General features: G+C 73.6%; 21 protein-coding genes and 3 pseudogenes. 13 read left to right on the top strand and 11 right to left on the bottom strand.

Features of this window, described 5'->3' with window-relative positions:
- Positions 1-25: 25 nt before the first annotated feature.
- Positions 26-976 (top strand): hypothetical protein, encoded by a 951-nt coding sequence (locus DRB96_RS32535; RefSeq protein WP_112451680.1) that lies wholly within the window; start codon positions 26-28, stop codon positions 974-976.
- On the top strand, positions 976-1,773 hold the full coding sequence (locus DRB96_RS32540) for an alpha-L-glutamate ligase (RefSeq protein ID WP_112451681.1): 798 nt from the start codon (positions 976-978) through the stop codon (positions 1,771-1,773). The genes DRB96_RS32535 and DRB96_RS32540 overlap by 1 nt, the downstream gene beginning before the upstream one ends.
- A 10-nt stretch (positions 1,774-1,783) precedes the next feature.
- On the opposite strand, the gene DRB96_RS46090 is transcribed toward DRB96_RS32540, so the two are convergent.
- Positions 1,784-1,909: a hypothetical protein gene (locus tag DRB96_RS46090; RefSeq protein ID WP_275432038.1), complete on the bottom strand. Its 126-nt coding sequence runs from the start codon at positions 1,907-1,909 to the stop codon at positions 1,784-1,786.
- Between the two features lie 88 nt (positions 1,910-1,997).
- Here DRB96_RS46090 and DRB96_RS32545 point away from each other — a divergent pair.
- Positions 1,998-3,066: pseudogene (locus DRB96_RS32545) on the top strand (alcohol dehydrogenase catalytic domain-containing protein).
- Here the strand turns inward: DRB96_RS32545 and DRB96_RS32550 are convergent.
- The 6 genes from DRB96_RS32550 to DRB96_RS46095 form a co-directional block, all read right to left on the bottom strand.
- The gene (locus tag DRB96_RS32550) at positions 3,055-4,032 is read right to left on the bottom strand and encodes an LLM class F420-dependent oxidoreductase (RefSeq protein WP_112451682.1); all 978 of its coding nucleotides are present in this window, start codon (positions 4,030-4,032) and stop codon (positions 3,055-3,057) included. The pseudogene DRB96_RS32545 and the gene DRB96_RS32550 sit on opposite strands and share 12 nt — an antisense overlap.
- 104 nt (positions 4,033-4,136) lie before the next feature.
- Positions 4,137-4,376: a hypothetical protein gene (locus DRB96_RS32555; RefSeq protein ID WP_112451683.1), complete on the bottom strand. Its 240-nt coding sequence runs from the start codon at positions 4,374-4,376 to the stop codon at positions 4,137-4,139.
- A 208-nt stretch (positions 4,377-4,584) separates the two neighbouring features.
- On the bottom strand, positions 4,585-4,833 hold the full coding sequence (locus DRB96_RS32560) for a hypothetical protein (RefSeq protein WP_112451684.1): 249 nt from the start codon (positions 4,831-4,833) through the stop codon (positions 4,585-4,587).
- A gap of 247 nt (positions 4,834-5,080) precedes the next feature.
- A complete protein-coding gene (locus tag DRB96_RS32565; protein ID WP_239516604.1) occupies positions 5,081-5,287 on the bottom strand; it encodes a hypothetical protein in 207 nt (68 codons plus the stop codon).
- Positions 5,288-5,404: 117 nt separating this feature from the next.
- Positions 5,405-7,330: an MFS transporter gene (locus DRB96_RS32570; RefSeq protein ID WP_239516931.1), complete on the bottom strand. Its 1,926-nt coding sequence runs from the start codon at positions 7,328-7,330 to the stop codon at positions 5,405-5,407.
- Between the two features lie 359 nt (positions 7,331-7,689).
- On the bottom strand, positions 7,690-10,605 hold the full coding sequence (locus DRB96_RS46095; RefSeq protein WP_275432039.1) for a serine hydrolase: 2,916 nt from the start codon (positions 10,603-10,605) through the stop codon (positions 7,690-7,692).
- Positions 10,606-10,770: 165 nt separating this feature from the next.
- On the opposite strand from DRB96_RS46095, the gene DRB96_RS32585 reads away from it, so the two are divergent.
- From DRB96_RS32585 to DRB96_RS32595, 3 genes are all read left to right on the top strand, one after another.
- Positions 10,771-11,505, top strand: a complete 735-nt coding sequence (locus DRB96_RS32585; RefSeq protein ID WP_112451687.1) for a GPP34 family phosphoprotein — start codon at positions 10,771-10,773, stop codon at positions 11,503-11,505.
- A gap of 446 nt (positions 11,506-11,951) precedes the next feature.
- The gene (locus DRB96_RS32590; RefSeq protein ID WP_112451688.1) at positions 11,952-12,836 is read left to right on the top strand and encodes a helix-turn-helix transcriptional regulator; all 885 of its coding nucleotides are present in this window, start codon (positions 11,952-11,954) and stop codon (positions 12,834-12,836) included.
- Positions 12,837-13,029: 193 nt separating this feature from the next.
- Positions 13,030-13,239: a DUF397 domain-containing protein gene (locus DRB96_RS32595; protein ID WP_112451689.1), complete on the top strand. Its 210-nt coding sequence runs from the start codon at positions 13,030-13,032 to the stop codon at positions 13,237-13,239.
- Between the two features lie 304 nt (positions 13,240-13,543).
- Here the strand turns inward: DRB96_RS32595 and DRB96_RS32600 are convergent, their stop codons facing one another.
- Positions 13,544-14,389, bottom strand: a complete 846-nt coding sequence (locus DRB96_RS32600; RefSeq protein ID WP_112451690.1) for a hypothetical protein — start codon at positions 14,387-14,389, stop codon at positions 13,544-13,546.
- 129 nt (positions 14,390-14,518) lie between these two features.
- On the opposite strand from DRB96_RS32600, the pseudogene DRB96_RS32605 reads away from it, so the two are divergent.
- The 4 genes and pseudogenes from DRB96_RS32605 to DRB96_RS32615 form a co-directional block, all read left to right on the top strand.
- Positions 14,519-15,706: pseudogene (locus tag DRB96_RS32605) on the top strand (PLP-dependent aminotransferase family protein); the annotation flags it as partial.
- A gap of 112 nt (positions 15,707-15,818) precedes the next feature.
- A pseudogene (locus DRB96_RS45280) lies at positions 15,819-16,037 on the top strand (ABC transporter permease); the annotation flags it as partial.
- A 45-nt stretch (positions 16,038-16,082) separates the two neighbouring features.
- Entirely contained in the window at positions 16,083-17,306 is a 1,224-nt protein-coding gene (locus DRB96_RS32610) for a glycoside hydrolase family 36 protein (RefSeq protein WP_239517889.1), read from the top strand.
- Positions 17,303-18,346 carry a LacI family DNA-binding transcriptional regulator gene (locus tag DRB96_RS32615; protein WP_112453978.1) on the top strand — a complete coding sequence of 348 codons (1,044 nt, stop codon included), beginning with the start codon at positions 17,303-17,305 and terminating at the stop codon, positions 18,344-18,346. The genes DRB96_RS32610 and DRB96_RS32615 overlap by 4 nt, the downstream gene beginning before the upstream one ends.
- On the opposite strand, the gene DRB96_RS32620 is transcribed toward DRB96_RS32615, so the two are convergent.
- Positions 18,343-19,152 (bottom strand): DeoR/GlpR family DNA-binding transcription regulator, encoded by an 810-nt coding sequence (locus DRB96_RS32620; RefSeq protein ID WP_112451692.1) that lies wholly within the window; start codon positions 19,150-19,152, stop codon positions 18,343-18,345. The two genes, DRB96_RS32615 and DRB96_RS32620, sit on opposite strands and share 4 nt — an antisense overlap.
- 128 nt (positions 19,153-19,280) lie before the next feature.
- Between DRB96_RS32620 and galT the strand changes: the two genes are divergently transcribed.
- From galT to DRB96_RS32635, 3 genes are all read left to right on the top strand, one after another.
- Positions 19,281-20,330: a galactose-1-phosphate uridylyltransferase gene (gene galT / locus DRB96_RS32625; protein ID WP_112451693.1), complete on the top strand. Its 1,050-nt coding sequence runs from the start codon at positions 19,281-19,283 to the stop codon at positions 20,328-20,330.
- Positions 20,327-21,514 (top strand): galactokinase, encoded by a 1,188-nt coding sequence (gene galK / locus DRB96_RS32630; protein WP_112451694.1) that lies wholly within the window; start codon positions 20,327-20,329, stop codon positions 21,512-21,514. The genes galT and galK overlap by 4 nt, the downstream gene beginning before the upstream one ends.
- A 351-nt stretch (positions 21,515-21,865) precedes the next feature.
- A complete protein-coding gene (locus DRB96_RS32635; RefSeq protein ID WP_112451695.1) occupies positions 21,866-23,776 on the top strand; it encodes a cellulase family glycosylhydrolase in 1,911 nt (636 codons plus the stop codon).
- A 59-nt stretch (positions 23,777-23,835) separates the two neighbouring features.
- Here the strand turns inward: DRB96_RS32635 and DRB96_RS32640 are convergent, their stop codons facing one another.
- Together DRB96_RS32640 and DRB96_RS32645 are read right to left on the bottom strand one after the other, a co-directional pair.
- Positions 23,836-24,708, bottom strand: a complete 873-nt coding sequence (locus tag DRB96_RS32640) for an ABC transporter permease (protein ID WP_112451696.1) — start codon at positions 24,706-24,708, stop codon at positions 23,836-23,838.
- Positions 24,705-25,616, bottom strand: coding sequence for an ATP-binding cassette domain-containing protein (locus DRB96_RS32645; protein WP_239516013.1), 912 nt, complete (start codon positions 25,614-25,616; stop codon positions 24,705-24,707). The genes DRB96_RS32640 and DRB96_RS32645 overlap by 4 nt, the downstream gene beginning before the upstream one ends.
- Between the last annotated feature and the right edge of the window lie 129 nt (positions 25,617-25,745).

The following is a 25,745-nucleotide window of genomic DNA, read 5'->3' on the forward strand; positions in this document are numbered from 1 at the left end:
CGTCCGGGGAATATGGGGAAGGTCCATGAGGCTCTGCTTCCTGGTGGAGGAGCACTACCGCCATGACGGAATGCCGAACGAGGTGGTCCGGCAACTGTCCGCCTGGGGCCATCGGGTGGATGTGCTGCGGCCCGGCGGTTCACTGCTGCGGATGAGCGAGGTGGTGGACGCCGGGGCCCATGACGCCTGGGTGCTCAAGACCGTGTCGGGCGGGCCGGGGCTGACCCTGCTCGAAGCCGCCGCCGCGGCCGGGATGACCACGGTCAACGACGCCCGCGCGATCCGGGGCGTACGGGACAAGGCACTGGCCGCCGCCATCGGGCGCGGGCGGGGACTGCCGCTGCCGCCGACGTACGCCGCGGCCCGGCCGGAACTGCTGGCCGAGATCCCGGAATCGGAGTACCCGCTGGTCGTCAAGCCCGCCGACGGCAGCTCGGGGCGCGCCGTGCACCTGGTGTCCTCGCCGGAGCGGCTCGCCGCGATGCTCCCCGAACTGGCGGGCGAGGGGATGCTCATCGCCCAGCCGTACGTGCCGAACTCGGGCACCGACATCAAGGTGTACGCGGTCGGCGGCGAGCTCTTCGCCACCGAGCGCCGCTCCCCGCTGCACCCGGACAGCCCGGTCCCGGAGCGGCGCGTCCCGCTGTCCGCCGAGATCGCGGCCATCGGCGCCCGGGTCGGGGAGGTGTACGGGCTCGACCTGTACGGGGTGGACGTGCTGCTGGGCCCGGACGGGCCGGTGGTCGTCGACGTGAACGACTTCCCGAGCTTCCGTCAGGTGCCGGACGCCGCCGCCCGGGTGGCCCGTGCGGTCCTGGGCCTCGCGCGGGCCGGCTCGGGCGCCGGGCTCCCGCGGCCCGCCGGACCGCCCGTCTCGATCCCGGCCCAGGCCACGGCTGCCACAGCGGCCACGGCCGTCACCTCCGCGCGGTCCGCCGCCGCGCGGTCCGCCGCCGCCACGGTGGGGGACGCCTGATGAGGATCGGCCTGATCACGGACAACCCCGGGCATCCGCTGCTGTCGGCGGCCGCCGGGCTGCTGCGGGTCGCCGGACACGTCGTGGAGCCGCTGGATCCCGGCGCGCCGGACCCCGGCGACCCGGCGCCGGCCGACGTCTACCTGCTCAAGGCGCACACCCCGCACGCGCTGGACCTGGCCCGGCGCCTGGAAGGGCTCGGGGCTCCCGTGGTCAACTCGGCCGCGGCGACCACGCTCTGCCAGGACCGGACGCTGATGGCGGAGCTCGCCGTACGGGCCGGACTGCCGTTCGCGGGAACCCGTACCTTCGGCACGCTCGCGCGGTGGGCGGACGGCGCTTCGCTGTCCGCCCCCGTGGTCGTCAAGAGCCGGCACAGCCGGCGGCGGGACCTCGTCGCCCTGGTCGAGGGGGCGGCGGCGCTCAAGGAGCTGGCGGGCACGTGGCCCGACGAGCCGGTGGTGGTCCAGGACTTCGCCCCGAACAGCGGCTGGGACCACAAGCTCTGGGCGATCGGCGACCGGGTCTTCGCCGCCCTGCGCCGCTCCGAACTCTCCCCCGAGGGCCGCGGCCCGACCCTGCCGCTGCCTCGGATCCCGGCGGGCTGGGCCGAACTGACCCTCCGGGTCGGCGAGGTGTTCTCCCTGGACGTCTACGGCGTGGACCTCATCGCCACCGCCGACGGCTCCCCGCTGATCGTGGACGTCAACGCCTTCCCCGGCATCCGCGAACAGCCGGGCGCCCCCGAGGCCCTGGCGGAGCTGGCCCTGAAGCGGGCGGGGCGCCCGGCCGGCTGATCGCGGGCGCCTACTTGATGACCTCCACCTTCTTGTCGCCCGCGGCGGCGTAGGCCTGCGAACTCGCGCCGAGCGCGGTGACGGTGAGGGCGAGCAGTACGGATACGGCGGCGGCCGCCGCGCGCTTGCGGGTCATGGTTTCCCCCTGATGGTGTGGTGGTCCCGGCAGCTTCCCATCCGGGACCGGGCCGGACAAGCGAGCGGGACGAGCGGAGGCGGTGGGCGTGCGCGCGGTGGTGTTCGAGCGGTACGGGGAGCGGGCCGAGGTACGGGAGGTGGCCGATCCGGCCCCGGCCGCCGGCGGAGTGGTGGTACGGGTCGAGGCGACCGGGCTGTGCCGCAGCGACTGGCACGGGTGGATGGGGCACGACCCGGACATCGTGCTGCCGCACGTACCCGGGCACGAACTGGCCGGCGTGGTGGAGGCGGTGGGATCCGGGGTCACCCGCTGGCGTGCCGGGGACCGCGTCACGGTCCCCTTCGTCTGCGCGTGCGGGAGCTGCGCCGAGTGCGCCGCCGGCCAGCACCAGGTGTGCGTCCGCCAGACGCAGCCCGGGTTCACCCACTGGGGGTCCTTCGCCGAGTTCGTGGCGCTGGAGCACGCCGATGTGAACCTGGTCGCCGTGCCGCGGGAGTTGTCCTTCGACACGGCGGCGGGGCTGGGCTGCCGGTTCGCGACGGCGTTCCGTGCGGTGGTCGCCCGGGGGCGGGCGGCGCCGGGCGAATGGGTCGCCGTGCACGGCTGCGGCGGCGTGGGGCTGTCCGCCGTGATGGTCGCGGTGGCCGCGGGGGCCCGGGTGGTGGCCGTGGACACGGCTCCCGGGGCGCTGGAGCTGGCGCGGCGGTTCGGCGCCGCGCACGGCGTGGCTCCCTCCCGGGGCGATGCTGCCGAGGCCGTCCGGGAGTTGACGGGCGGCGGCGCCCACCTGTCGCTGGACGCCCTGCTCACCGGTGACGGCGGCGGCTTCGGTGGCCGGGCTGCGCAGGCGCGGGCGGCACGTCCAGGTCGGACTGCTGCCGGCGGCCGGGGGAACCGCGGCGCTGCCGATGGAGCGGGTCATCGGCTGGGAGCTGGAGGTCCTGGGCAGCCACGGGATGGCGGCGCACGCGTACCCCCCGATGATGGAGCTGGTCCGCTCCGGGGCCTTGCGCCCGGACCTGCTGGTCACGGCCGTGATCCCGCTCGACGCGGCTCCGGCCGCCCTGGCCGCGATGGGCACGGCCCCGGGCGGCGGGGTCACGATCATCCGGCCGGGGGAGGGCTCGGCCGCCTCCCCGGGATCATCCGGGTGAGAGTTCGCCCCGCAGGGCGGGCAGGAGTTTGGCCTCGGCCCATTCCAGGAAGGGCCGCTGGTGGTCCCCGCCGATCTGGACGAGGGCGACTTCGGTGAACCCGGCTTCCGCGTACCGGCGCACCGCTTCGGTGAACGCCTCGACGTCGTCACCGCACGGGACGGCCTCGGCGATGTCCGCGGGCCGGACGTGCCGGGAGGCCTGGTCGAAGCCGACGGGACCGGGGAGTTCGGCATTGACCTTCCAGCCGCCGAGGGACCAGCGGAACTGGTCGTGGGCGCGGGCGACCGCCGCCTCGCGGTCGGTGTCGTAGCAGACCGCCAGCTGGCCCACGCGCGGCTTGCCCGCGCCGCCGTGCTCGTCGAACCGGGCCAGGAGCTGCCGTTTGGGCTCCGTGGCGATCGCGAGATCGCCGTACCGGCCGGCGAGCTCGCAGGAGCGGGGCCCGGAGACCGCGATCCCGATCGGAGGCGGCTCGTCGGGGAGGTCCCAGAGCGTGGCGTTCTCGATGTCGTAGTGGGCGCCGTGGTGGCTCACGCTCTCCCCGGAGAACAGGTGCCGGATGATGTCCACGGCCTCTTCGAGCATGTCCAGCCGCACGTGGGCGGCCGGCCAGCCGGCCCCCACGACATGTTCGTTCAGATGCTCCCCCGAGCCCAGCCCCAAGCGGAAGCGCCCCTCGGACAGGATCTGCATCGTCGCCGCCTTCTGCGCGACGACCGCGGGGTGGTAGCGGAAGGTCGGACAGGTCACGTACGTCATCAGCGGGATCCGGGACGTGGCCTGCGCGGCCGCGCCCAGGACGCTCCAGGCATAGGGCGAGTGGCCCTGGGACTCCAGCCAGGGGGAGTAGTGGTCGGAGGTGACGGAGAAGTCGAATCCGGCCTCCTCCGCTCCCACCACGTGGGACACCAGCTCACGCGGTCCGGCCTGCTCGGTCATCATCGTGTACCCGATTCGCACCATGCGGCGCGCCTTGCCCGGATCCCGTCCCCGAAACCCCCCGCGGGGCGGGAACCGCCCGCGCCGCCGCCCGGCAGCGGGTGAGCGGAGCGGTCCGGGCGGGGTTCTCAGCGGTCTCCACCGCCCGTCGGCCTCGGGCGGTCCGGGCCGGCCTGCTCCTCGCGGCCGATGCCCGGGCGCTGCCGTTTGGCCTGATGGCCTCCGGCATCCGTGTCGCCCCGGCCCTCGCCAGGGCGCCGTACGACGGCGTCGTCCGCCTGCTGCCGGGCCTCGCGGTCCCCGCTCTCCCCCACCGCTTCGGACGGGGTCGTGCGCGGGCGGCGCCGGGACTTCTCGTGTTCCGTCATCTCGTCCTCTTCCGGTTCCTGTTGTACGGGTGGTGCGGGTCTTCGGCGACTACCCCGTCCCGGCCCCCTCAGACGCCCGGGCCGCTGGACCCGGGACGCACTCCCCCGCCCTTCCGGGAAGTCCGCAGGCGGGGGGCTTGTGGTGGGTGGGAGCGCATCGCTACAGTCCTGATTACACGTGTAATCGTGCGCGGGCGTCGGGCGGGGGTCAGCGGTCCGCGCGGTGGCGGCGGAGCATCGAGAAGCCCAGGCCCGCCGCGCCCACGGCCGCCAGGCCGACGCCGCCCGCGATGAGAAGCGGGCCCTCGCCGGAGCCGTCAGCGGTGGCCGTCGTGGCCGAGATGTCCGTGGGGGCCGGCGCTTCCGTCTCGAAGGCCTGGGCGGCCGGCAGGGCCAGGGCGGTCACGGCCCCGGCGGCGGCGACGGCTGCGGCTGCGGTGCGGAAGGTGGCGCGCACGGGTGGTTCCCCTCGGGTCGGCGTCGCCTGTGGTCTCGGGTCGGGCGCGGCACTCTTTCAAGTGGTCGAGTGCTCAAGTGCTCGAGTGGTTTGCCCCGGCGACGGAGACGACGTTACGGGGGGCGTGTTCTGGCCGTCCATCGGTCACGTAACGGTTGTCCGGACAGCCGCCCGCGAAGGCGTTAAGGCGTGCGAAGGCCCTCCCGGCCATGGACCGGGAGGGCCTTCGCGACGACGACGGCCTGCCTCAGCTCAGACCCCTGCTGCGCTCGCCGATGCGGTCGCCCTGCGGGGTTCCCGCCCGCTTGAGCTCCGCCTTCGTGTGCGCCCCGCCCTTGACCTTGGTCCGGACGGGACCGTCGAAGCCGTGCGCCTGTGCGGCGCGCGGGAGGCGGGTCGCCTCCACCGCCTTCGCGACAACCGCCTGGAAGTCCTGCTTCTGCTCTTTGCTCATCCCGTCGTCACTCCCTCAACACTCAACGCTCAAGACTCGGGGCATCCAATCGGACTACTGGGATCGTATGCAGATATACGTACCAATGCACCCGGACGGGGCGTAAAGAATGGTGGATCAAGGCCCCTGCGGCGTCGGGCGCTCCGGCGTACCGAGCACCTCCACGATCAGTTCCTCCGGACACGGCGTCCCCCGCGGCAGCTGGTACTTCGCCGCCACCCGGTACTCCCCCGGCGCCGGCGCCAGCAGCTCCGTCCACACGTCTCCGGTGGCGTCCGGGACCGCCGAGAACAGGCAGCCGGCCGTGTTCTCGTACTGCTTGCCCTTCGGCTCCGCGGAGGCCTCGGGCTCCTTCGACGCCCCCGTCCTCTTCGGATCCGCCGTCTTCTTCGACTCCGCCGCCCTCTTCGATTCCGCCGTCTCCTGCGGCGGCGCCACCGGCCTGCCCTCGCCGTCCACCAACCCCAGCCACGGCGAATGCGGGATCCGCACCAGCACCCGCCCGGCCTGCTTCACGTCGATGACGAGCTGGTCGGCGCTCGCCCGCACCACCGTCGCGGGGCCCGCGACCAGGTCCGTCGGGTTCACCACCTTGAAGAGCTGCCAGTTCGCGTCGCCCCACACCTGCTGGAGGTACGGGAGCCCCTCGCGCACCAGCTTCGCCTCGTCGCGCCCGCCCTCGTCGGGGTTGTCGGCGGGCAGCACGACGTAGTGCACGGCCCAGCGGTCCAGCCACTCGCGGTAGCTGTCGGCCGTCAGGGTGTCGTCGTAGAAGAGCGGGTTCCGCTCCAGGTCGGCCTGCCGGTTCCAGCCGCGCGCGAGGTTCACGTACGCGGGGAAGGCGGAGGATTCCCGGTGGCTGCTGGCCGGGACCACCTCGACGCGGCCGCGGTCGGCGTTCGCCTTCTGCAGCTGGTCCACCAGCGGGGCCAGCTCCCGGCTCCAGGAGGCCAGCGGGGTGGTGCGGACGATGTCGGTGACGCTGTTGACGGTGATCCAGGCGGTCACGCCGACGAGGGCGAGCACCAGCCCGTACCAGCGCCGCGTGCGCCCCCGAAGCAGCCTGCGCCTCGCCGGAGACGCCGGAGACCCCGGAGACGCCGGAAACCCCGGAGACGCCGCCGACGCCTCCCCGCCCCGCGCGGCCTCGTACGGGAGGGCCGCGAGCAGCACCGCCCCGCCGAACAGCATCGCCAGCCGGGTCACGTTTGACCCGACCTGCGAGTCGATCGCCCAGGTCAGGGCCACCCCGAGGGCGTAGATCGCGGACGCGGTCCGGACCGTCTTCCAGCCCTTCGGTACGAGGAACAGCGCGGCCAGCGCGCAGCCGAACGGAAGCGCCGCCGAGATCAGCTTCATCGGCTGCGTCCCCGAGAACGGGAACAGCCACGACGACAGCCCGACCACCGCCGCCGGGGCCAGCCCCAGCGCGTACGCGCCCGGGCGCCGGCCGTTCAGGAACAGCGCGGCCGCGATCAGCCCGAGGAACAGCCCGGCGACCGGGCTGGAGGCGGTGGCGAGCGCCGCGAGCGGAGCCGCCGCGGCGGCCTTCGCCCAGCGCCGCTCGGCCCATTTGCGGGGCCAGCAGAAGACCGCGGCGACGGCCCCGAGCGCGAACATCACGCCGAGCCCGAAGGTGACCCGGCCCGACACGGCGTTGCACAGCAGCCCGTACACCCCGGCCAGCGCGGGCCACAGCGGCTCGCGCACGGCGCCGCGGCAGCGGGTCAGGATCATCGCCAGCAGCCCGGCCGAGACCGTACCGGCGATCATGATCGTGGTGCGGACGCCGATCATGTACATCACGTACGGCGAGACCACGCTGTACGAGACCGGGTGCATCCCGCCGTACCAGGCGAGGTTGTACGCCGAGTCGGGATGGCGGCCCACGAACTCGGCCCAGGCGTCCTGCGCGGCGAGGTCGCCGCCGCTGTTGGCGACGGCGAAGAACCAGACCAGGTGCAGCAGCGCGGCCAGCCCGGTGGCGACGGCCACGGGATGCAGCCGCGCCCACCCGAGGGCCGGCCCGAAGGCACGGCGCAGGGGGCCGGCGGCGGCCCCGGCCTCGGTCTCGCCGGAGGCCGCCGGGGCCGCCGGGGCCGCAACAACCGGGCCGGAGCCCGGGCCCGAGGCCGGAGCCGGAGCCGCGTCCGAGGCCGGAGCCGCGTCCGGGCCGTGCGCCGGGTCCTGCGCCCGGTCCTGCGTCTGTCGCTCAGCGGTGGTCACGCCGACGTACTCCCCAACACGACACGATGAATCTCCGGTGTCCGATCCGCTCCGGCCCGCTCTGCTCGTAGACGCGCTCCGGCGCCCCGGGGTTGCCCGGGGCGCCGGAGCGCGTCACTCCCAGCCGGCGTCAGCCGACTCGGGTCAGCCGACTCGAGTCAGCCGGCCGGCTCCCGTCAGCCGACGCGCGTCAGCTTCTTGCCGATGCCCGGCGCCGCGAGGTCGCTCTGCAGCGCCACCGGCACCTTCACCTGGCTGGCGCCCGACCCGACGGTCAGCACACCGATCTCCGAGCCCGCCTTGGCGGTCATCGGAATCTTGGCGGCGCCGTCACCCAGCTTGACCTCGACGGTGACGGAAGGCCAGCCGACCGCCTCCACGTCCGCGGTGGCCACGACCGGGACGCGGCCGCCGAGGCCGTCGTCCACGTAGCCGACGACGTCGCCCTTCTTGACGATGTTCGCGGCCGTCAGCGCCTTCTGCGTGGCCAGCATGACGTCCTTGCTGGCCGAGATCGCGGTACCGAGGATCGGCACCCCGTGCTGGCCGAGGACCGCGCCCACGATCAGCTGGTTGGTCTTGCCGACCTTCTTCTCGGCCGCGAAGAGCAGATTGCCGCCGGCCTTCGTGGTGGAGCCGGTCTTGATGCCCAGCGAGCCGTTGAAGGGAACCAGGTCGTTGTAGTTCCGCCAGGACTTGCCGGAGGGGTCGATCCAGTTCGGCAGCTTGGTGATCGCGATCAGCTCCGGCATCTCGACGATCTTGAGTCCGAGCTTGACCTGGTCCTCGGCGGTGCTGACCGTCGTCGCGTCCAGACCCGAGGGGTCCGTGTACGTGGTGTTGGTCATGCCGAGTTCCTTGGCCGTGGCGTTCATCTTCTTGACGAACGCCTCCTGCCCGCCGTCCCAGCGCGCTAGCAGCCGCGCGACGTTGTTGGCGGACGGGATCATGATCGCGGCGAGGGCGTCGTACTGCGAGATCTTGTCGCCCTCCTTCAAGTTGTTGACCGTGGACTCGCCCTCGGTCTCCTTCTTGCCGTCGTCGACCGCCGTCTTGTCGACGGGGATCATCTGGCCCTTCTCCCCCTTCTTCATGGGGAAGTCCTTGAGGATGACGTACGCCGTCATCGCCTTCGCGACGCTGCCGATCGCGACGGGCTTCTGCTCGCCGAAGGTGCCGACGGGCCCGAGGCCGGCCGCGGCCACGTACGCCTGGCCCTCCTTCGGCCACGGGAGGGACGGGGCCCCGCCCTCGAAGGTGTACGAGGTCTTCGCCGTCATCTGGAGCGTCGGCTCGGGCAGCGGGCGCACGAGCTGGACGACGGCGAGGATGACCGCCAGGAGCACGAGGATCGGGGCGTAGATCTTGAACCGCCGCACGGCGGTCCGGGTCGCGCTCGGCGGCGGGGGCGGGTTGTTGGTGAGGTCCGCCAGCATGTCGAGCGGCGGCTTGGGCGGCAGCGGCTGCTGCGTGGTCCGCTCGGACGACTGCGCGGCGGGCACCTGGGGCGCCCGCGCGGCGGCCGGGGCCGGGGCGGGTGCCGGAGCCTGGGCCGGGGCGGGTGCCGGAGCCTGGGCCTGGGCCGGGGCGGGCGCTGCCGGGGCCGCGGCCGGGTTGGGCTGCGGCGGCGGATACGGCCCGGGGGCGGCGGGCGAAGCCGTCCTCGACGTCGACCCGTCATCGGTCCGCAGCGGTACGAAGGTGCTCGCCCGCTCCCCGCCGACGGCGTGGGGCGGGACCGGCCGGGAGGCCCCGGGCTTGATGGCCCGGAACACGGCGGTCCGCTCGCTGTCGGCCGGCTCGTCGGCGGCCTGAGCGGCGGCCGGAGCAGCGCCTTGGCCGGGGCCCTGGCCGGCACCTTGGCCGGCGGGCTTCACCGCGCGGAAGACGGCGGTGCGCTCGCTGTCGGCGGGCTCGTCGGCGGCCGGGCGCCCGGGGGTCCCGGCACCGGTACGCGGCCCAGGGCCGTCGGCGGCACCGGACGGCGCGGCGGACGGACCCCCGACGCGCCCGGAAGCGGAACCGGGTTCGCGGTCGGCGACCGGAGGCTTCACGGCACGGAACACGGCCGTGCGCTCGCTGTCGACCGGCTCGGCGGGCGCGGCCGCCGCGGGCTTGCCGGAGCCCGCGGAAGCACCCGCCGGGCCGTCACCCGTACGCGCGCCAGAGCCGCCCCCAGGGGCGGAACCGGCGGCCGGACGCCCGGAAGCGGAACCCACACCGGGGCCACCGGCCACGGGCCGGGAATCCGCGACCGGCGGCACCACGGCACGGAACACGGCGGTGCGCTCACTGTCGACCGGCGCGGCCGGAGCGGGCGGAGTCGCCTGACCAGTAGGAACGACCGGAACAGGCTTGCCCGAGCTCCCGGACGCACCCGCAGGGCCCTCGCCCGTACGCGCGGCGGAGCCGCCCTCGGGGGCGGAGCCTGCGCTCGAACGACCGGAAGCGGAATCCACCGGGGAGTCACCGGCCGCGGGCCGGGCATCGGCGACCGGCGGCGTCACCGCACGGAACACGGCGGTGCGCTCGCTGTCGACCGGCGCGGCGGGCCCGGCCGCGACGGGCCGGCCCGAAGCCGCCTCACGAGCCGCGGACCCCTCGCCCACGGACGCGGAAGCGGAAGCGGAAGCGGGACTTGAGCCGGAGCCGGAGGCAGCACCAGAGCCCGAGCTGGAGCCGGAGCCGGAGCCGGAGTCCGAGCCGGAGCCCGAGCCCGGGTCCGCACCGGAACCGGAAGGCGGACCGGAAGGCGCTCCGGAATCCGCGCCGGAGGCCGGGACGGAATCCGCACCGGAATCCCGGCCGGAATCCGCCGCCGCTTCGGGCAGGGCCTCGAAGACCTCGGTCCGCGCGCCCGGTGCCGCCTCCTCCGGCTCGTCACCGGTGGGCGAGGACTCCGCCGTGGCGACCCACGCCGCCACCGCTTCCCTCAGCGGATCGGGTGCCGCGGACCCCTCCTCGGGGTCCCGCGGACGGAACACCGAGACCCTCGGGTCACGCCCCTCGGAGGACTCCGCTGCCCCCGACGCTCCTTCATCAACCGACTTGTCGGGGGACTCGCCCGCCACCAGTTCCTCCTCGATCGCCATACGCCCGGCTGTCCGAATGTCTAACAGTGTCCCGTCTCGGGTGCATCGCCCCCGTGATAGACGAGAACGACATAGCTGACGGTTCCCCCACAAAGCAGGCAGGCACTCTCGACAGATGAATGTGAGAGGCGTCACCCTGTCACTCATCCACGCGGGGAGGCATGGATGGGCAAGAGCCGCAGAACGATTCCGGAGGAGCTCCTGCTGCTCGCATTGGACCCGGCCACGGGTACCACGGCGCAGCCGCAGTCGCTCGACCTCGGCCTGGCCGGGGCACAGCTAGTGGAGCTGGCTCTGGCAGGACGGATAGCCCCTGATGGGGATCGTATCGCCGTGGTGATGCCACGGCCGACAGGAGATCCGACTCTGGACTCCGCACTGGAACTGCTGCGCAGGCGCGGCAGCCCGGTTCGGGCCGTCCACTGGATCGGCGGACCCCGACTGGGGCTCCGCCAGGTGTACCTCGCTCACTTGGAGCGTTGCGGCATGGTCAGTGCCGTCGCGGGCCAGATGTGCGGGGTGCTGCCGACGACTCGCTACCAAGCGACCGACACGGCGATCAGCCGGGAGATCCGTGCCCGGCTGGACAGTGCGATCCGCACCGGTGTACCCCCGGACCCGCGGACCGCGGCGCTTGCCGCCCTGGCCCACGCGGTCGGACTCGGCAAGCACCTGTACCCCGGCAACGAGGGGCGGTCGTCCAGGTCCCGACTGCGGGACCTGATCCGGCACGACCCGATGGGCGGACTGGTGGCGCACGCCGTCATGGACGTCCAGAACGGCGTGGCCGCACAGCCGCGCCGCGACCGGGCACCGGCCCAGCCCACCCGGGCGACGGCCACGGCCGTTCCGCTGCAACCGCGACGGACCGGAGCGATGGCCCGCGCGGCCGCGCACTGAACCGCCGGCCGGGCACGCAGTACGGGTCGGACACGCAGTACGAGCACGAGGACAAGCGCGAGCTGCGGTACCAGTACCAGCACGACAGGCAGCACGCGCAGCACACGTAACGCCACTGCCGTGGCCGGCGTCCCTCAGACCCGGTCCGGGAGCCGCCAGCGCGCGGGGTGGCGAGGCCGGTACGCCGGCCCCGCCGCCCCGCGCGTTTGCGTTGCGGCCCGGTCCCGGCAACCCGGTCCCGGCAACCCGGTCCCGGCAACCCGGTCCCGGAGGCCCGATCCCGGGAACCCGATTCCGGCGGCCCGGTGCCGGCAACCCGATCCGGACAGCCCGTTCCGGACCCCATCCGGGCCGTTCCCCAGCGAGGCCGCACGCTTCGGTGGCAGTCTGCTCACCAGCAGGCACGCAGAGAGACAGCGAGAGAAGAAGGCGGAGGTGCCGTTCACGTGGCGTCCAATGTCAATCCCACCGTCCGACGCCGCCGACTGGGCATGGAGTTGCGCAAGCTCCGCGAGGACAAGGGCATGACGGCCGAACAGGTCGCAGAGCGCCTGCTCGTCTCCCAGTCCAAGATCAGCCGACTGGAGAACGGCCGACGCTCCATCAGCCAGCGCGACGTCCGCGATCTGTGCGACGTCTACGAGGTCGAGGACCGGCGGCTCGTCGACTCCCTCATGCAGATGGCCAAGGACTCCCGCCAGCAAGGTTGGTGGCACGCCTTCGGCGACATCCCGTACAGCGTCTACATCGGCCTGGAAACGGACGCCGCCAGCCTGCGCACCTACGAGCCCTTGGTGGTGCCGGGGCTGCTCCAGACCCCGGAGTACGCCCAGTCGCTCGTCCGGGGCGCATGGCCGGAGACCGCTCCGACCGACGTGGAGAAGCGCGTACAGGTCCGAATGCACCGCCAGAAGCGGCTCTGGGAGACCGACAACAGCAATCCGGAGATCGGGCCGCTGCGGCTTTGGGCGGTCATCGACGAGGCGGCCCTGCGGCGTCACGTGGGTGATGCCCAGCTCATGATCCGGCAGCTGGAGTACTTGATAGAGCAGTCGGAGAAGCCGCACGTCACGGTCCAGGTGATGCCCTTCTCGATGGGAGCGCACCCGGGCGTCAACGGCCAGTACGCCATTCTGGAATTCCCGGACGCGTCCGACTCGACCGTCGTCTACATCGAGGGCGTGACGAGCGACCTGTACCTGGAGAAGGCCAACGACGTGCAGAAATACAGCGTGATGTACGAACATTTGCGCGCACAGGCCCACAATGTGGACCAGACGCGGCAGTTCATCTCGCGCATCATCGACGATTTCGCGAGCAAGGAGAACTGAGGCTCAACAAAAGGCCGGTACGGTACACCGTCACTCCCCGGCCACAGAAGGCCTAAATGGAATATGCCACTCGGTCGGGTGAACGCCCCCGACACCTGCCGGAACCTGCGGGTAGCGTCGATCACGTCGGTCGGAGAAATGGCCGACAGGACACCGGGATCCACCGGTACTACTCGCTGAACCGGAGAGAAACATGGCCATTCGTCAGGGTTCCACGGAAAACTGGATCAAGTCCTCGTACTCCGCCAACGGCGCCTGCGTCGAGGTCAAGTCCCCCGTCATGGAGGCCATCGCGGTCCGCGACTCGAAGGTGCAGGACGGTCCGTCCCTCACCTTCGCGCCCGGCTCCTGGACCTCGTTCGTCGCCGAGGTGACCGAGGGCCGGCTGGGACGCCTCGCCTGAACGTCGAGGCGAACGTCCCAGCCCGCCGACAGACGAACAGCGCCACCAGCACGACACGCAGGACCAGCAGGATCCGCACCACCAGCACGACCAGTACCACCAGCACCACCGCACCACTGACTGGAGCCCTCTCGACCGGCCCGCCGTCCTGGCCGAGGGGGCTCGGCCATGTCCGCACGCGGGGCGCGCGGAGGCCGTACCCGGGCCCGTACGCGGGAGCCGCACACGGGGGCCCGCACGGCGCCCCCGGCGGCCGCCCCGGCTAGCGGCTAGCGGCTAGCGGCTAGCGGCTAGCGGCTAGCGGCTAGCGCAACCGGTCCACGTACCGGTCGGTCCCCGGCACCGTCGGGATGAACGGCGCCACCAGCTCCACCCGCCCCAGCCCCGTCTCCGCGACCTCCGCGTCCAGCCCCTGGAAGCGGTCCCAGCAGGTGCGCGGGTCGGTCTCGAGGAACCACAGCAGGGTCAGCCGGGTGTCGACCCCCTCCACCTGCTTCACGTACGTCATCCGGTCGCCGGGCAGCGGCGTCGGCCGGAAGACCGTGACCATCGCGGCCGGGGAGCCGGCCAGCCGCTTCGGCAGGGCGCGCGAGCGCAGCCACTCCAGCAGCTCGGCCCGCTGCTCCGGCCCCTCGGCGTCGACGACCTGGACGACGAGCCCGCCGTAGGGGTGGTCGAGGGCGTGGAAGTCGCGGGGACCGGCGGCGCCGTCGCGGTAGACGGTGGCCTCGTGGTCCTGGAACGCGGTGAAGACGTGGGTGCGGTCCTGGTAGACGCGCCCGTCGCGGTTGAGCCGCTTGTTGATGCCGACGGTCCACTTCATGTGCTCGTCGTAGCGGCCCTCGGTGACCCAGTACGTGGATATGTAGCACCCGGCCGTGACGGGCTGGGCGACCGCCGACTTCTCCGGGTAGCGCAGCTCCTGGAGGTCCCGGGTGGCGACCCAGCGGCGGCCGGCGAACATCCAGGGCATGGCCATGGCGCCCGCGTAGTAGTGGTCGTCCTCGTACCAGCGGTTGTACGCGAACTCGTGGCCCGGGTGCGGTTCGACCATCGTGATCAGCGCGTGGCCGGGGTGGACTCCGTAGGGGCCGACCGAGGCGAGCTCGGCGTAGTCGTCGGCCCGGGTGTTCCGCTCGTCTGCTGTCATGGGAGACGGTCTAGCTGATGCGACGTCAGATGGGGAGTCCCCGGCGGGCAGTTCAGCATCCGATACATAGATGGCGTCTACACCTTCACGGGGCTACGATGCGCGCACCCGCCTCCCGAAGGAGCTCCCGTGCCCGCCTCCACCGTCGGCCTCGCCCCCGCCCCGCCGCCGCCTTTGGCCGCCCGCGTCCGCACGACCGCGCCCTCGGCCGTACGCGAGATCCTCGCCGTCACCGCCCGGCCCGGCATGATCTCCTTCGCCGGCGGCCTGCCCGCGCCCGAGCTCTTCGACGCCGAGGGGCTGCGGGCCGCGTACACCACCGTCCTCACCCGCTCGGCCCGCCGCGCGCTCCAGTACTCGACCACCGAGGGCGCCCCGGAACTGCGCGCGGCCGTGGCCCGGCGGTTCGACGGGCGCGGACTGGCGACCACCGGGGACGACGTACTGATCACCACCGGCTCCCAGCAGGGGCTCGGCCTGATCGCGACGGCACTGATCGAGCCGGGCGACACGGTCCTCGTCGAGAACCCCACCTACCTGGCCGCGCTCCAGGGGTTCGCGCTCGCGGGCGCCCGCGTGGTCCCCGTGCCGTGCGACGGCGAGGGCATCCTCCCGGACGCCCTGGAGGAGCTCGTCGCGCGCGAGCGCCCCAAGCTGCTCTACACCGTCCCCACCTTCCAGAACCCGACCGGCCGCACCCTCCCGTCCGACCGCAGGGCGGCGGTCGCGGCCGTCGCGGCCCGGCTCGGACTGTGGCTGCTGGAGGACGACCCGTACGGGGACCTGCGCTACGAGGGCTGCGACATCCCGTGGCTCGCCGCGCACCCGGGCGCGGAGGACCGTACGGCCCTGCTCGGCAGCTTCTCGAAGGTGATGGCGCCGGGGGTCAGACTGGGCTGGCTGCGCGCACCGGCGGCGCTGCTGCGCGGGGCGGTGCTCGCGAAGCAGGCGGCGGACCTGCACACCTCGACGGTGGACCAGCTCGCGGCGGCGGAGTACCTGCGGACGGCGGACCTGTCCGCGCACATCGCCCGGGTCCGGGAGGCGTACCGCGGCCGACGCGACACACTCCTGTCGGGCCTGGCGTCGGCGCTCCCGGCGGGCTCGACGTGGAACCGCCCGGAGGGCGGCATGTTCGTCTGGGCCCGCCTCCCGCAGGGCCACGACGCGACGACCCTGCTGCGCGCGGCGACCGCCGCGGGCGTGGCCTTCGTCCCCGGAGCCCCGTTCTTCGCCGGCTCCCCGGACCCCAGAACCCTCCGCCTGTCGTTCACGACGCACACGGAGACGGAGATCGCCGAGGGCCTGCGGCGGCTGGCGGCGGCGGGTCACAGGAAGTGTGAGAGGTCGACTGCCGGGAGGGGGCCGGGGGGGAGGGCGACGCGGAGGATCAGGAGGAGGCCTGGGACGGCAACCCAGCGGACGGCGGGCCGTGATGTCCACCGCCTTCACCGGCCAGGCCATCGCCACCGGCTTCGACCGCCGGTACGGGGTCCTCAAGCGGCTCGGGGCCTCGCCGCTGCCGCGCTGGGCGCTGATGGCGGCCAAGACCCTGCCGGTGCTGGTCACCGACGTGCTCCTGATCGCGCTGCTGACGGCGCTCGCCTGCGCGCTGGGCTGGTCCCCGAACGGCGACCCGGTGGCGGTGGCCGCGCGGATCCTGCGCGCCCGGTTCCGCGCCGAGCTCGCCCCCATGCCGGTGCCCGAAGCGGCCCGCACCCCCGTCTACTCCACCTGGTACGCCTTCAACCAGGACGTCAGCGCGGCCGCCGTCGAAACCCAGGCCGAACTGGCCGCCGGCCTCGGCTGCGGCGCACTCATCCTGGACGACGGCTGGCAGGAGCTGGGCCACGGCCGCGGCTACGCCGGCTGCGGCGACTGGCGCCCCGACCGGGCCAAGTTCCCCGACTTCGCCGGGCACGTGGCCCGCGTCCGCGCCCACGGGCTGAGCTACCTGGCCTGGGTGGCGCCCCTGCTGCTCGGCCCCGGAGCCGCCGGCCACGGCCGGTGGGCGCACTGCGCGCCCGCCCCCGCCACCGTGCCCGGCGCGCACGTGCTCGACCCGCGCCGCCCCGAGGTGCGCGCCCACGTGGTCCGGCTCTGCGTCCGGCTGGTCCGGGAGTACGGACTCGACGGACTCAAGCTCGACTTCCTCGACCAGGCCATGGTGTACGCGGACGACGGCGCGGGCGATGTCGGACGGGCCATGGTGGCCCTGCTGACGGACCTCCGGCAGGCCCTGGAAGCCGTCCGCCCCGGGCTGCTCCTCGAACTGCGCCAGCCCTACACGGGACCGGGCATGGCCCCCTTCGGCAACATGCTGCGCTCCTTCGACTGCCCGGCCGACGCGACCGCCAACCGGGTCCGCACCCTCGACACCGCCCTGCTCGCCGTCGGCGGGGCCGTCCACTCCGACATGCTCCTGTGGTCGCCCGACGCGCCCGTGGCCGCGGTGGCCCGGCAGCTGATCGGGGCCCTGCACGCGGTGCCGCAGATCTCCGTACGACTGGACCGGGTACCGGCGGCGCACCGGGAGGCGGTGGGCTTCTGGCTGCGGCAGTGGCGCCTGCACCGGGAGCTGTTGCTCGACGGGGAGGTCGAGCCGGGACGGCCCGACGAGCTGTACCCGCTGGTGCGGGCGAGCGCCGGGGACCGCTGCCTGATCAGCGTGCACGGAGACCGGGTCGTCCCGCTGGACTTCTCCGCGCACCGCCGCTTCCACCTGGTCAACGGCTCGGACCGGGACCGGGTGATGGTGGAGGTGCGGGGCGGCGGGGGCCGGGTCGAGGGAGTGGTCCACGGGCCGGACGGCCGTATCATGGACGGTCCGCCGTCGTTCCTGGCGGAGGGAGCTCGCTCGCTGGCGGTGCCGCGCGGCGGTCTGGCATCGCTCACGATCACGGAAGGACCGCGATGAAGGTCGGGATCACCGAGGTCGCAGCTCGAGCCCAGGTCAGCGAGGCGACCGTCAGCCGGGTGATCAACCGACGCCAGGGCGTGTCGAAGAAGACCCGCGACGCGGTCGAACAGGCCATGGCGGAGGTCGGCTACGAACGGCAGACGCAGGGCCAACTGGTGGCCGTGATCACCGAGTTCGTGTCGAACCCGTTCTTCGCGGACGTGGCCGAGCGCATCGAGTCGGCGCTCGCCCCGCACGGACTGAAGACGGTCCTGTGTCCCGCCTTCCCGGGTGGGGTGCAGGAGCGGGACTTCATCTCCGCGCTCGTCGACAAGGGGGTCGCCGCGGTCGTCTTCCTGTCCGCGTCCAACACCGTCGAGGGCGCCGACACCGAGACGTACGAACTGCTGCGCCAGCGCAGGGTCCCCTACGTGGGGATCAACGGGGAGTTCGCCGACGGCGTGCCCACCCCGGTCTTCTCCACGGACGACGCGCTCGCGGCGGAACTGGCCGTCGACCACCTCCACCGGCTGGGCCACCGCCGGATCGGGATGGCCTCGGGTCCGGCGGGCAACCAGCCCGCCGACCGCCGGGTACGGGGCTTCCTGGAGGCCATGGCCAAGCGCGGCATCGAGGAGCCGGAGCGCTGGGTGGTCCGCCAGTCCTACACGGTGGAGGGCGGCCAGGCCGCCGTCGGCCCGCTGCTGGCGCTCGGCGCCACCGCGATCGTCGCGGCCAGCGACTACATGGCCCTCGGCGCGATCCGCGGCGTCCGCCGCCAGGGCCGCACGGTGCCCGGTGACGTCTCCGTCGTGGGCTACGACGGTTCGGCCATCACCGAGTTCACCGATCCGCCCCTGACCACGGTGCGCCAGCCCGCCGACCGGCTCGCGCTGGAGGTGGGCCGCAGCGTGCTGGCCCTGGTCAGCAACAGGGACGTGCCGACGGGGGAGCTGCTGTTCGACCCCGAGCTGGTCATCCGGGCCACCACCGGACCCGCCCCGGCGCAACCGGCTCCTGCGCAACCTGCCCCTGCGCAACCGGCTCCGGAGGCCTAGGCCTCCGCGCCCGCCACCATCAGTTCGCCCACGCTCTCCGCGAGGACGGCGCGGGCCGCGGCCGGCATGCCCGCGTCCGTGACGAACCAGTCGGCGCGGTCCAGCGCCGCGAACCCGCTGAGCCCGACCACTCCCCACTTGCTGTGGTCGGCCACGACGGCGATCCGCCGTGCCGAGGCGACCAGGGCCCGGTTGGTCTGGGCCTCCGTGAGGTTGGGCGTGGTCAGCCCGGCCTCTTCGGTCACCCCGTGCGCGCCCAGGACCAGCAGGTCCACGTGGAGGGAGCCGATCACCAGGTCGGCGAGCGGGCCGACCAGCGCGGCCGAGGGGGTGGGGGAGCCGCCGGTGAGCAGCAGGGTGGGGGCCGCGCCCCCGCCGCCCTGGCCGGCGGCCCGCACCAGCTCGGCGACGGGCAGGGAGTTGGTGACGATGGTGAGCCGCGGAACGCCGAGCAGCCGGGCGGCGACGGCGTACGCGGTGGTGCCGCCCGAGACCGCGACCACGCTGCCCGGTTCCACCAGGGTCGCGGCCGTCGCCGCGATGGCGGCCTTTGCGGCCCCCTCCAGATCGGACTTGGCGTCGAATCCGGGCTCGTGTCCGCTGGCCTGGACGGTGGCGACGGCGCCGCCGTGCACCTTCTCCACGGCGCCGCCGCGGGCGAGCGCGTCCAGGTCCCGGCGGACCGTCATGTCGGAGACGCCGAGCAGTCCGACCAGGTCGGCCACCCGCACCGAGCCGTCGCGGCGCACCGCGTCGAGGATGAACGCGCGTCGCTGGTGGGCCAGCTGCGCAGCCTGCTCGGCCACGAGATCACTCCCGGGTATGGGGAAAACCGGTCGGAAAGCAACAACATAGCATGGGCGTGCTGTTTGTTTCTGAAGGAATGATCACGCCAGACTGTTGATTTACTTGCGGAACTGTTTAATCTTGGCGTGTGAAGAAGACCCTCGCGAAACTCGCGGACGGCCGTGAACTGATCTACTTCGACCACGACGAGAGCGCCGTGCGCGACGCCCCCGACCAGCGCCCGCTGGACCGCGTGAGCAGTCACCCGGAACTGCGGCGCGACGAGGCGACCGGCGACTGGATCACGATCGCCTCCCACCGGCAGGCCCGCACCTACCACCCGCCCGCCGGCGAGTGCCCGCTGTGCCCCTCCCGGGACGGCCGGCTCGGCGAGATCCCCGCCGCCGACTACGAGGTCGCCGTCTTCGAGAACCGCTTCCCCTCCCTCGCGGGCGAGGCCGGACGCTGCGAGGTCGTCTGCTTCACCCCGGACCACGAGGCCGCCTTCGCCGACCTCACCCCCGCCGCCGCCCGCCTGGTCCTGGACGCGTGGACCGACCGCACCGCGGAGCTCTCCGCCCTCCCCGGCGTCGAGCAGGTGTACTGCTTCGAGAACCGCGGGGCCGAGATCGGCGTGACGCTCGCCCACCCGCACGGCCAGATCTACGCCTTCCCCTTCGTCACGCCGCGCACCGCCAAGATGACGGCCGCCGCGGCCGCCCACCGCGCCACCACCGGCCGCAACCTCTTCGAGGACCTGCTGACGGGAGCCCGCGCCGCCACCGAGCGGGTGGTGACCGCCGGGGATCACTGGACCGCCTTCGTGCCGTACGCCGCCCGCTGGCCGTACGAGGTCCACCTCTACCCGCACCGCCGCGTCCCCGACCTGACCTGCCTCACCGAGGCCGAGCGCGCCGAGTTCCCGGGCGTCTACCTGGACCTGCTGCGCCGCTTCGACCGGCTGTTCCCCGTACCGGGGCAGCCGCAGGGGCCGACCCCCACGCCGTACATCTCCGCATGGCACCAGGCGCCCCGCACCCAGGGCGGGGAACTGGCCCTGCACCTCGAACTGTTCACCGTCCGCCGGACCGCCGACAAGCTCAAGTTCCTCGCCGGGACGGAGTCCGGGACGGAGGCGTTCATCAACGACGTGGCCCCCGAGGCGGCCGCGCGCAGACTTCGGGAGGCCCTGGCGTGAACCGGACCGCTCAGCCGGAAGACGAGCACAGCCGGGCCGCCCGGGCCGCGGACGCCTTCCACCAGCTCTACGGCGCCTCCCCGGACGGGGTCTGGGCGGCGCCGGGCCGGGTCAACCTCATTGGCGAACACACCGACTACAACGACGGCTTCGCCCTCCCGATGGCCCTCCCGCAGACCACCCTGCTCGCCGCACGCGCCCGGACGGACGGGCGGCTGCGGCTGCACAGCGCGCAGGGCGACGGCCGGATCACCGACCTGGTGGTCGCCGATCTGGCCCCGGGAGTCGTGACGGGCTGGACCTCCTACCCGGCCGGCGTCCTGTGGGCACTCGCCGGAGCGGGGTACGGGATCGGCGGCGCCGACCTCCACTTCGACAGCACCGTGCCCACCGGCGCCGGCCTCTCCTCCTCCGCCGCACTGGAGTGCGCGGTCGCCGTGGCCTACGACGAGCTGTACCGCCTGGCCCTGACCGGACCCGAACTGGCCCGGATCGCGCAGCGCGCGGAGAACGGCTTCGCCGGCGTCCCCTGCGGGATCATGGACCAGATGGCCTCCGTCTGCTGCACCGCCGAGGCCGCCCTCCACCTCGACGCCCGCAGCCCGGAGAGCCACCGGCAGGTGCCCTTCGACCTGCTGGGCCAGGGGCTGCGGCTGCTGGTGATCGACACCCGGGTCACCCACGACCTCGGGGACGGGGCCTACGCCTCCCTGCGCGCGGGCTGCGAACGGGCCGCCGCGCTGCTAGGGCTGCCCGCCCTGCGCGATCTGCCCGCCGCGGAACTCCCGCGGGCCCTGCGGGCCCTGCCGGCGGAACTGGCCCCCCTGGTGCGCCACGTGGTGACCGAGAACGCCCGGGTCGGCGAGGCCGTCTCCCGGCTGGAGGAGGGCGACGCGGCGGCCCTGGGCCCGATCCTCACCGCCGGCCACGCCTCGCTGCGCGACGACTACCGGGTCTCCTGCCCGGAAACCGACCTCGTGGTGACCGCGGCGCTGGCCGCCGGCGCGCTCGGCGCCCGGATGACCGGAGGGGGCTTCGGCGGCTCGGTGATCGCCCTGGTGGAGGCCGGGCGCCAGGACGCGGTGGGCCGGTCCGTCACGGAGGCCTTCGCGGCAGCCGGCCACCGCCCTCCGCACATCCTCGAAGCCACCCCCGCCGCGGGCGCCCGCCGGCTAGTGCTGTGACCGGAAAGGTTCACCGGGTCGCGGCGCCCGGCACGGCACCTCGCCGCGTTGTCGGACCACCGAAGTACGTCCAGTACGAGCGGCGGCCCTCCGCCCGGGGGCCCCTCCCGGCGGTAGCTGGGGGAGAGGCACCGCACCGAACACCGCGACCCGGCAAACCTTTCCGGCCACAGCACTAGTGCTCGCGCCGAAGCCCGGCGACCCGTCCCGGCGTTAGGCCGTCCCTTTCGGATCTTGCCGGGCCCGCGAGATCCGAAGGGGACGGCCCGGCCGGCCACCGCGGCCCGCGCCGGAATCCGACCGCACCACCGCTTCAGCACGCACGTCCGCCCCAACACTCCGGAGGACACTGTGAGAAGACTCTTACCGCACGCGGCACTCGCCGCGTCGCTGCTGCTCGGAGCACTCGGCGCGGCTCCCGCCGCCGCGTCCGTGCCCGGCTCCGTGCCCGGCTCCGCGCCCGGCTCCGCGACGGCCGCCCTGTCCGATTCCTGGCGGCCGCCCCTGAGCACCCGGGGCCGCTACGTCGTCGACGCCGACGGCAACCGCTTCAAGTTGAAGTCGGCGAACTGGCAAGGCGCCCAGGGGTCGTGGAGCGGATCCGGTGACATCAACGATCCGGCCGCACACCACGACGGCGAGAAGGCCGACCAGATGCCGCTCGGCCTGGACCGCGCTCCGATCCCGCGGATCCTCGCCGGATTCCACGCCCTGGGCATCAACAGCGTCCGGCTGCCCTTCTCGAACGAGATGCTGCACGACCAGCGGCCCGTCTCCGACGCCTCGGTCGCGGCCAACCCGGAGCTACGGGGCAAGACCCCCCTCCAGGTCTTCGACGCCGTCATCGCCGCCACCACGGCCGAGGGCTTCGCGGTGATCCTCAACAACCACACCAACACCTCGCGCTTCTGCTGCGGCCTGGACGGCAACGAACGCTGGAACACCAGCCAGAGCACCGCGCGGTGGGAGGAGGACTGGATCGCCCTCGCCCGCCGCTACAAGGACGACAAGCGCGTCGTCGGAGCCGACCTCTACAACGAGGTCCGCCGCACCGTCACCGACGACGCCAACTGGAACTGGGGCAACGACCACGACTGGTGGGCCGCGTCCCAGCGCCTCGGCGACCGCCTCCTCACCGAGGCCAACCCCGACCTCCTGGTGGTCGTCGAAGGCATCAACTGGCAGGGCATCCCGGCCGACGGACTGCCCCACGGCCGTCCCACGCTCGAACCGGTGCGCACCCTCTCGCACACCCTCGTCGCCTCGAACAAGCTGGTGTACGCGGCGCACTTCTACGGCTACACCGGCCCGAACCACACCGGTGCGACCGGCATGGGCGAGACCCACGACCCCCGCTACCAGGACCTGTCCCGCGCGGACCTGTTCGCGACCCTGGGGCGCCAGGCGTTCTACGTCACGTCCGACACGGGCAGCCACTTCACGGCGCCGCTGTGGATCAGCGAGTTCGGCACGGGCAGCGACGAGGCCGACCCGCGGGCGCGCGCCTGGTTCGGCAACTTCGTGGACCACCTGATCGCCACGGACGCCGACTTCGCCTACTGGCCCCTGGTCGGCTGGACCGGACACGGCAGCTGGTCGATCCTGAACTTCGACGAGAGCGGCCGCCGTTCCGGCATCCTGGACGGCGCCGACTGGCGCGCCGCCCACTGGAACCGGCTCGTCACCGCGCCGCAGAAGAGCGGCCCGGTCGAGGTGTCCGACACCTGGGACATGCTCAACCTTGACCACGCCGACGCGGTCCAGTCGGCGCGCGTACGGGCCCTCGGCGACTGGGACCAGGGAGCCCGCAAGGGGGTGTGCCCCGACGGCCAGCGGCTCGTCGGCCTGGCCCACCGCGACGGGCGCGGGCTGTGCACCGACGCGGGGGCCGCCGGCCCGGCCGCCGCCGGCCCGGCGCCGACCGCCGTGCGCGACGAACGCCACGTACAGCAGGGCGACTGGGCCGGTGGCTACACCAAGTACCAGTGCGGGCCGGGCCAGTTCATGACCGGCTACAGCGTGCGGGGACAGGCGGTCTCCGCGGTCCTGTGCGCCCAGGCCGAAAGGCCCCTCGGGACGAGCGGCCGCACCGTCTGGTTCGACCGGGGCGACGCCCGGCCGGCCGCCGGCCCGGGCGGAGAGTTCGCGTACGGCAACTTCAAGGGGCAGTGCGCGACGGACGAGTACGCCGCGGGTCTCGCCTTCACCGGCGCGTGGGCCAAGGGCAAGACCCCGGACGCCCTGCTCTGCCGCAAGCTGTGACGGCCGCCGCCCGGCCGTGACGGCACGGACCGGCCGCCCCCCGCCGGGGGCGGCCGGTCTCAGACGTCGCGGCGCCGCACGACGACCACGCAGACGGCCACCGAGACGACCGCCCAGACGGCCAGCGCGGTCCAGGAGCCCGCGATCGTGCCCGGGTGGGCGCCCAGGGTGGTCGAGGAGCCGGGCCTCAGCGCCAGCCGGGTCTGGGCGGCGAGCGGCAGGTGGTTCCCGATCTCCTTCAGGAACCGGTACCGGTCGCCGCCGAAGAGCATGGGCAGGATGAACAGCGTGGTCACGACGGCGACGATCGAGGCGGTGGCGTGCCGCAGGACGCTGCCGAACGCCATCCCGATGAGCGCGCAGACCGGGACGACCAGCGCGTACGCCGCCACGGCCCGCAAGCAGCCGGGGTCCTGGATCGAGAGGCCGACGTGCCGGGAGGCCAGCATCGCGTTGGTGGTGAAGAACGAGGCCGCGGAGACGACCGCGCCGAGGACCAGAGACACCCCCGCGACGAGGGCCACCTTGGCCGTGATCACCGCACGCCGGTCGGGGACCGCGGCGAACGTGGTGCGGATCATTCCGGTGGAGTACTCGCCGAAGACCGTGATGGCTCCGAAGGAGGCCGCGGCCAGTGCCATCACGGCGATCGCGATGGAGCCCAGGCCGTGGAACAGCGGATCGTACGCGTACACGGGCATGCCGGGCAGCGGGGACCTCGGCCGGTCTATGTACGGCAGGTCGGAGTGCACGCCGTTCACATTGGCCGCGACGGCCACGACGGCGCTGAGGGCGAGCACCCAGTACGTCGACCGGAGCGAGCGCATCTTGATCCACTCGGCGGCGAGGAGGTCGCCGAACCCGGCCGCGGATGCGGCCGCCCGCCCCGGCCGCCCCGCCCGCCCCGTACCGGGAGACGTCACCGTGCTCATCGGGCTCCTCCCGCGAGGTATTCGACGCTGTCCGCGGTGAGGGCCATGAACGCCGACTCCAAGGACGAGGCGTGGGTGGCGAGTTCGTGCAGCACGATGCCGTTCCGGTGCGCGAGGTCCCCGATCCGGGCCGCGGTCAGCCCGCCGACCCGGGCCGCCCCGTCGCCCTCCCGGCGCACCGACGCGCCCTCAGCGATCAGCAGGGGCTCCAGGGCCGCGAGGCCGGGCGTCGAGATGCTGACGCCCGGGCCGGCGTCGCGGGCCGAGAAGTCCGCCAGGCTCTCGTGGGCGATCAGCCGGCCCCGCCCGATGACGAGGAGCCGGTCGGCGGTGTGCTCCATCTCGGCCATCATGTGGCTGGAGACCAGCACGGTGCGCCCCTCGGACGCCAGCCGGCGCAGCAGCCCGCGCAGCCACAGCACGCCCTCGGGGTCCAGCCCGTTCAGCGGTTCGTCGAACAGCAGCACCGGCGGATCGCCGAGCAGGGCGCCCGCGATGCCGAGCCGCTGTTTCATCCCGAGGGAGAACCCGCCGATCCGGCGTCCCGCCGCCTTCGCCAGCCCGACCTCCGCCAGGACCTCCCCGACCCGGGCCGCCGGAATGCGGTTGCCGCGGGCCAGGGCGGACAGGTGCGCCCGCGCGCTGCGCCCGCCGTGCACGTCCTGGGCGTCGAGCAGCGCGCCGACGTGGCGCAGCCCGCGCGGGCGCCGCGAGAAGGGCACCCCGTCCACGGTGACGGACCCGCTGGTGGGGGCGTTCAGGCCCAGGATCATCCGCAGGGTGGTGGATTTGCCGGCGCCGTTCGGGCCGAGGAAGCCGGTGACTTCGCCCGGCTCCACGGTGAAGGTCAGATGGTCGACGGCGACGGCATCGCCGTACCGCTTGGTCAGTCCGGTGGATTCGATCACGGGTCCACACTGCGGGGACGGGCAGGGGGCCGGCATCGGCCCGTGGCCCACACTTGTGAACTCCGCCTGTGGCCCGGGGGATTAAGCCCGTGGGCCGATGCCCGGCCGGGAGCGCGTCGATAGGATCGG

The organism is Streptomyces sp. ICC1, from assembly GCF_003287935.1.
Lineage (GTDB): Bacteria > Actinomycetota > Actinomycetes > Streptomycetales > Streptomycetaceae > Streptomyces > Streptomyces tritrimontium.

Coding starts and splice junctions, on each gene's coding strand:
- DRB96_RS32535 (WP_112451680.1), top strand. CDS start 26: ATGAGGCTCTGCTTCCTGGTGGAGGAGCACTACCGCCATGACGGAATG.
- DRB96_RS32540 (WP_112451681.1), top strand. CDS start 976: ATGAGGATCGGCCTGATCACGGACAACCCCGGGCATCCGCTGCTGTCG.
- DRB96_RS46090 (WP_275432038.1), bottom strand. CDS start 1,909: ATGACCCGCAAGCGCGCGGCGGCCGCCGCCGTATCCGTACTGCTCGCC.
- DRB96_RS32550 (WP_112451682.1), bottom strand. CDS start 4,032: ATGGTGCGAATCGGGTACACGATGATGACCGAGCAGGCCGGACCGCGT.
- DRB96_RS32555 (WP_112451683.1), bottom strand. CDS start 4,376: ATGACGGAACACGAGAAGTCCCGGCGCCGCCCGCGCACGACCCCGTCC.
- DRB96_RS32565 (WP_239516604.1), bottom strand. CDS start 5,287: ATGAGCAAAGAGCAGAAGCAGGACTTCCAGGCGGTTGTCGCGAAGGCG.
- DRB96_RS46095 (WP_275432039.1), bottom strand. CDS start 10,605: ATGGCGATCGAGGAGGAACTGGTGGCGGGCGAGTCCCCCGACAAGTCG.
- DRB96_RS32585 (WP_112451687.1), top strand. CDS start 10,771: ATGGGCAAGAGCCGCAGAACGATTCCGGAGGAGCTCCTGCTGCTCGCA.
- DRB96_RS32595 (WP_112451689.1), top strand. CDS start 13,030: ATGGCCATTCGTCAGGGTTCCACGGAAAACTGGATCAAGTCCTCGTAC.
- DRB96_RS32600 (WP_112451690.1), bottom strand. CDS start 14,389: ATGACAGCAGACGAGCGGAACACCCGGGCCGACGACTACGCCGAGCTC.
- DRB96_RS32610 (WP_239517889.1), top strand. CDS start 16,083: ATGCCGGTGCCCGAAGCGGCCCGCACCCCCGTCTACTCCACCTGGTAC.
- DRB96_RS32615 (WP_112453978.1), top strand. CDS start 17,303: ATGAAGGTCGGGATCACCGAGGTCGCAGCTCGAGCCCAGGTCAGCGAG.
- DRB96_RS32640 (WP_112451696.1), bottom strand. CDS start 24,708: ATGAGCACGGTGACGTCTCCCGGTACGGGGCGGGCGGGGCGGCCGGGG.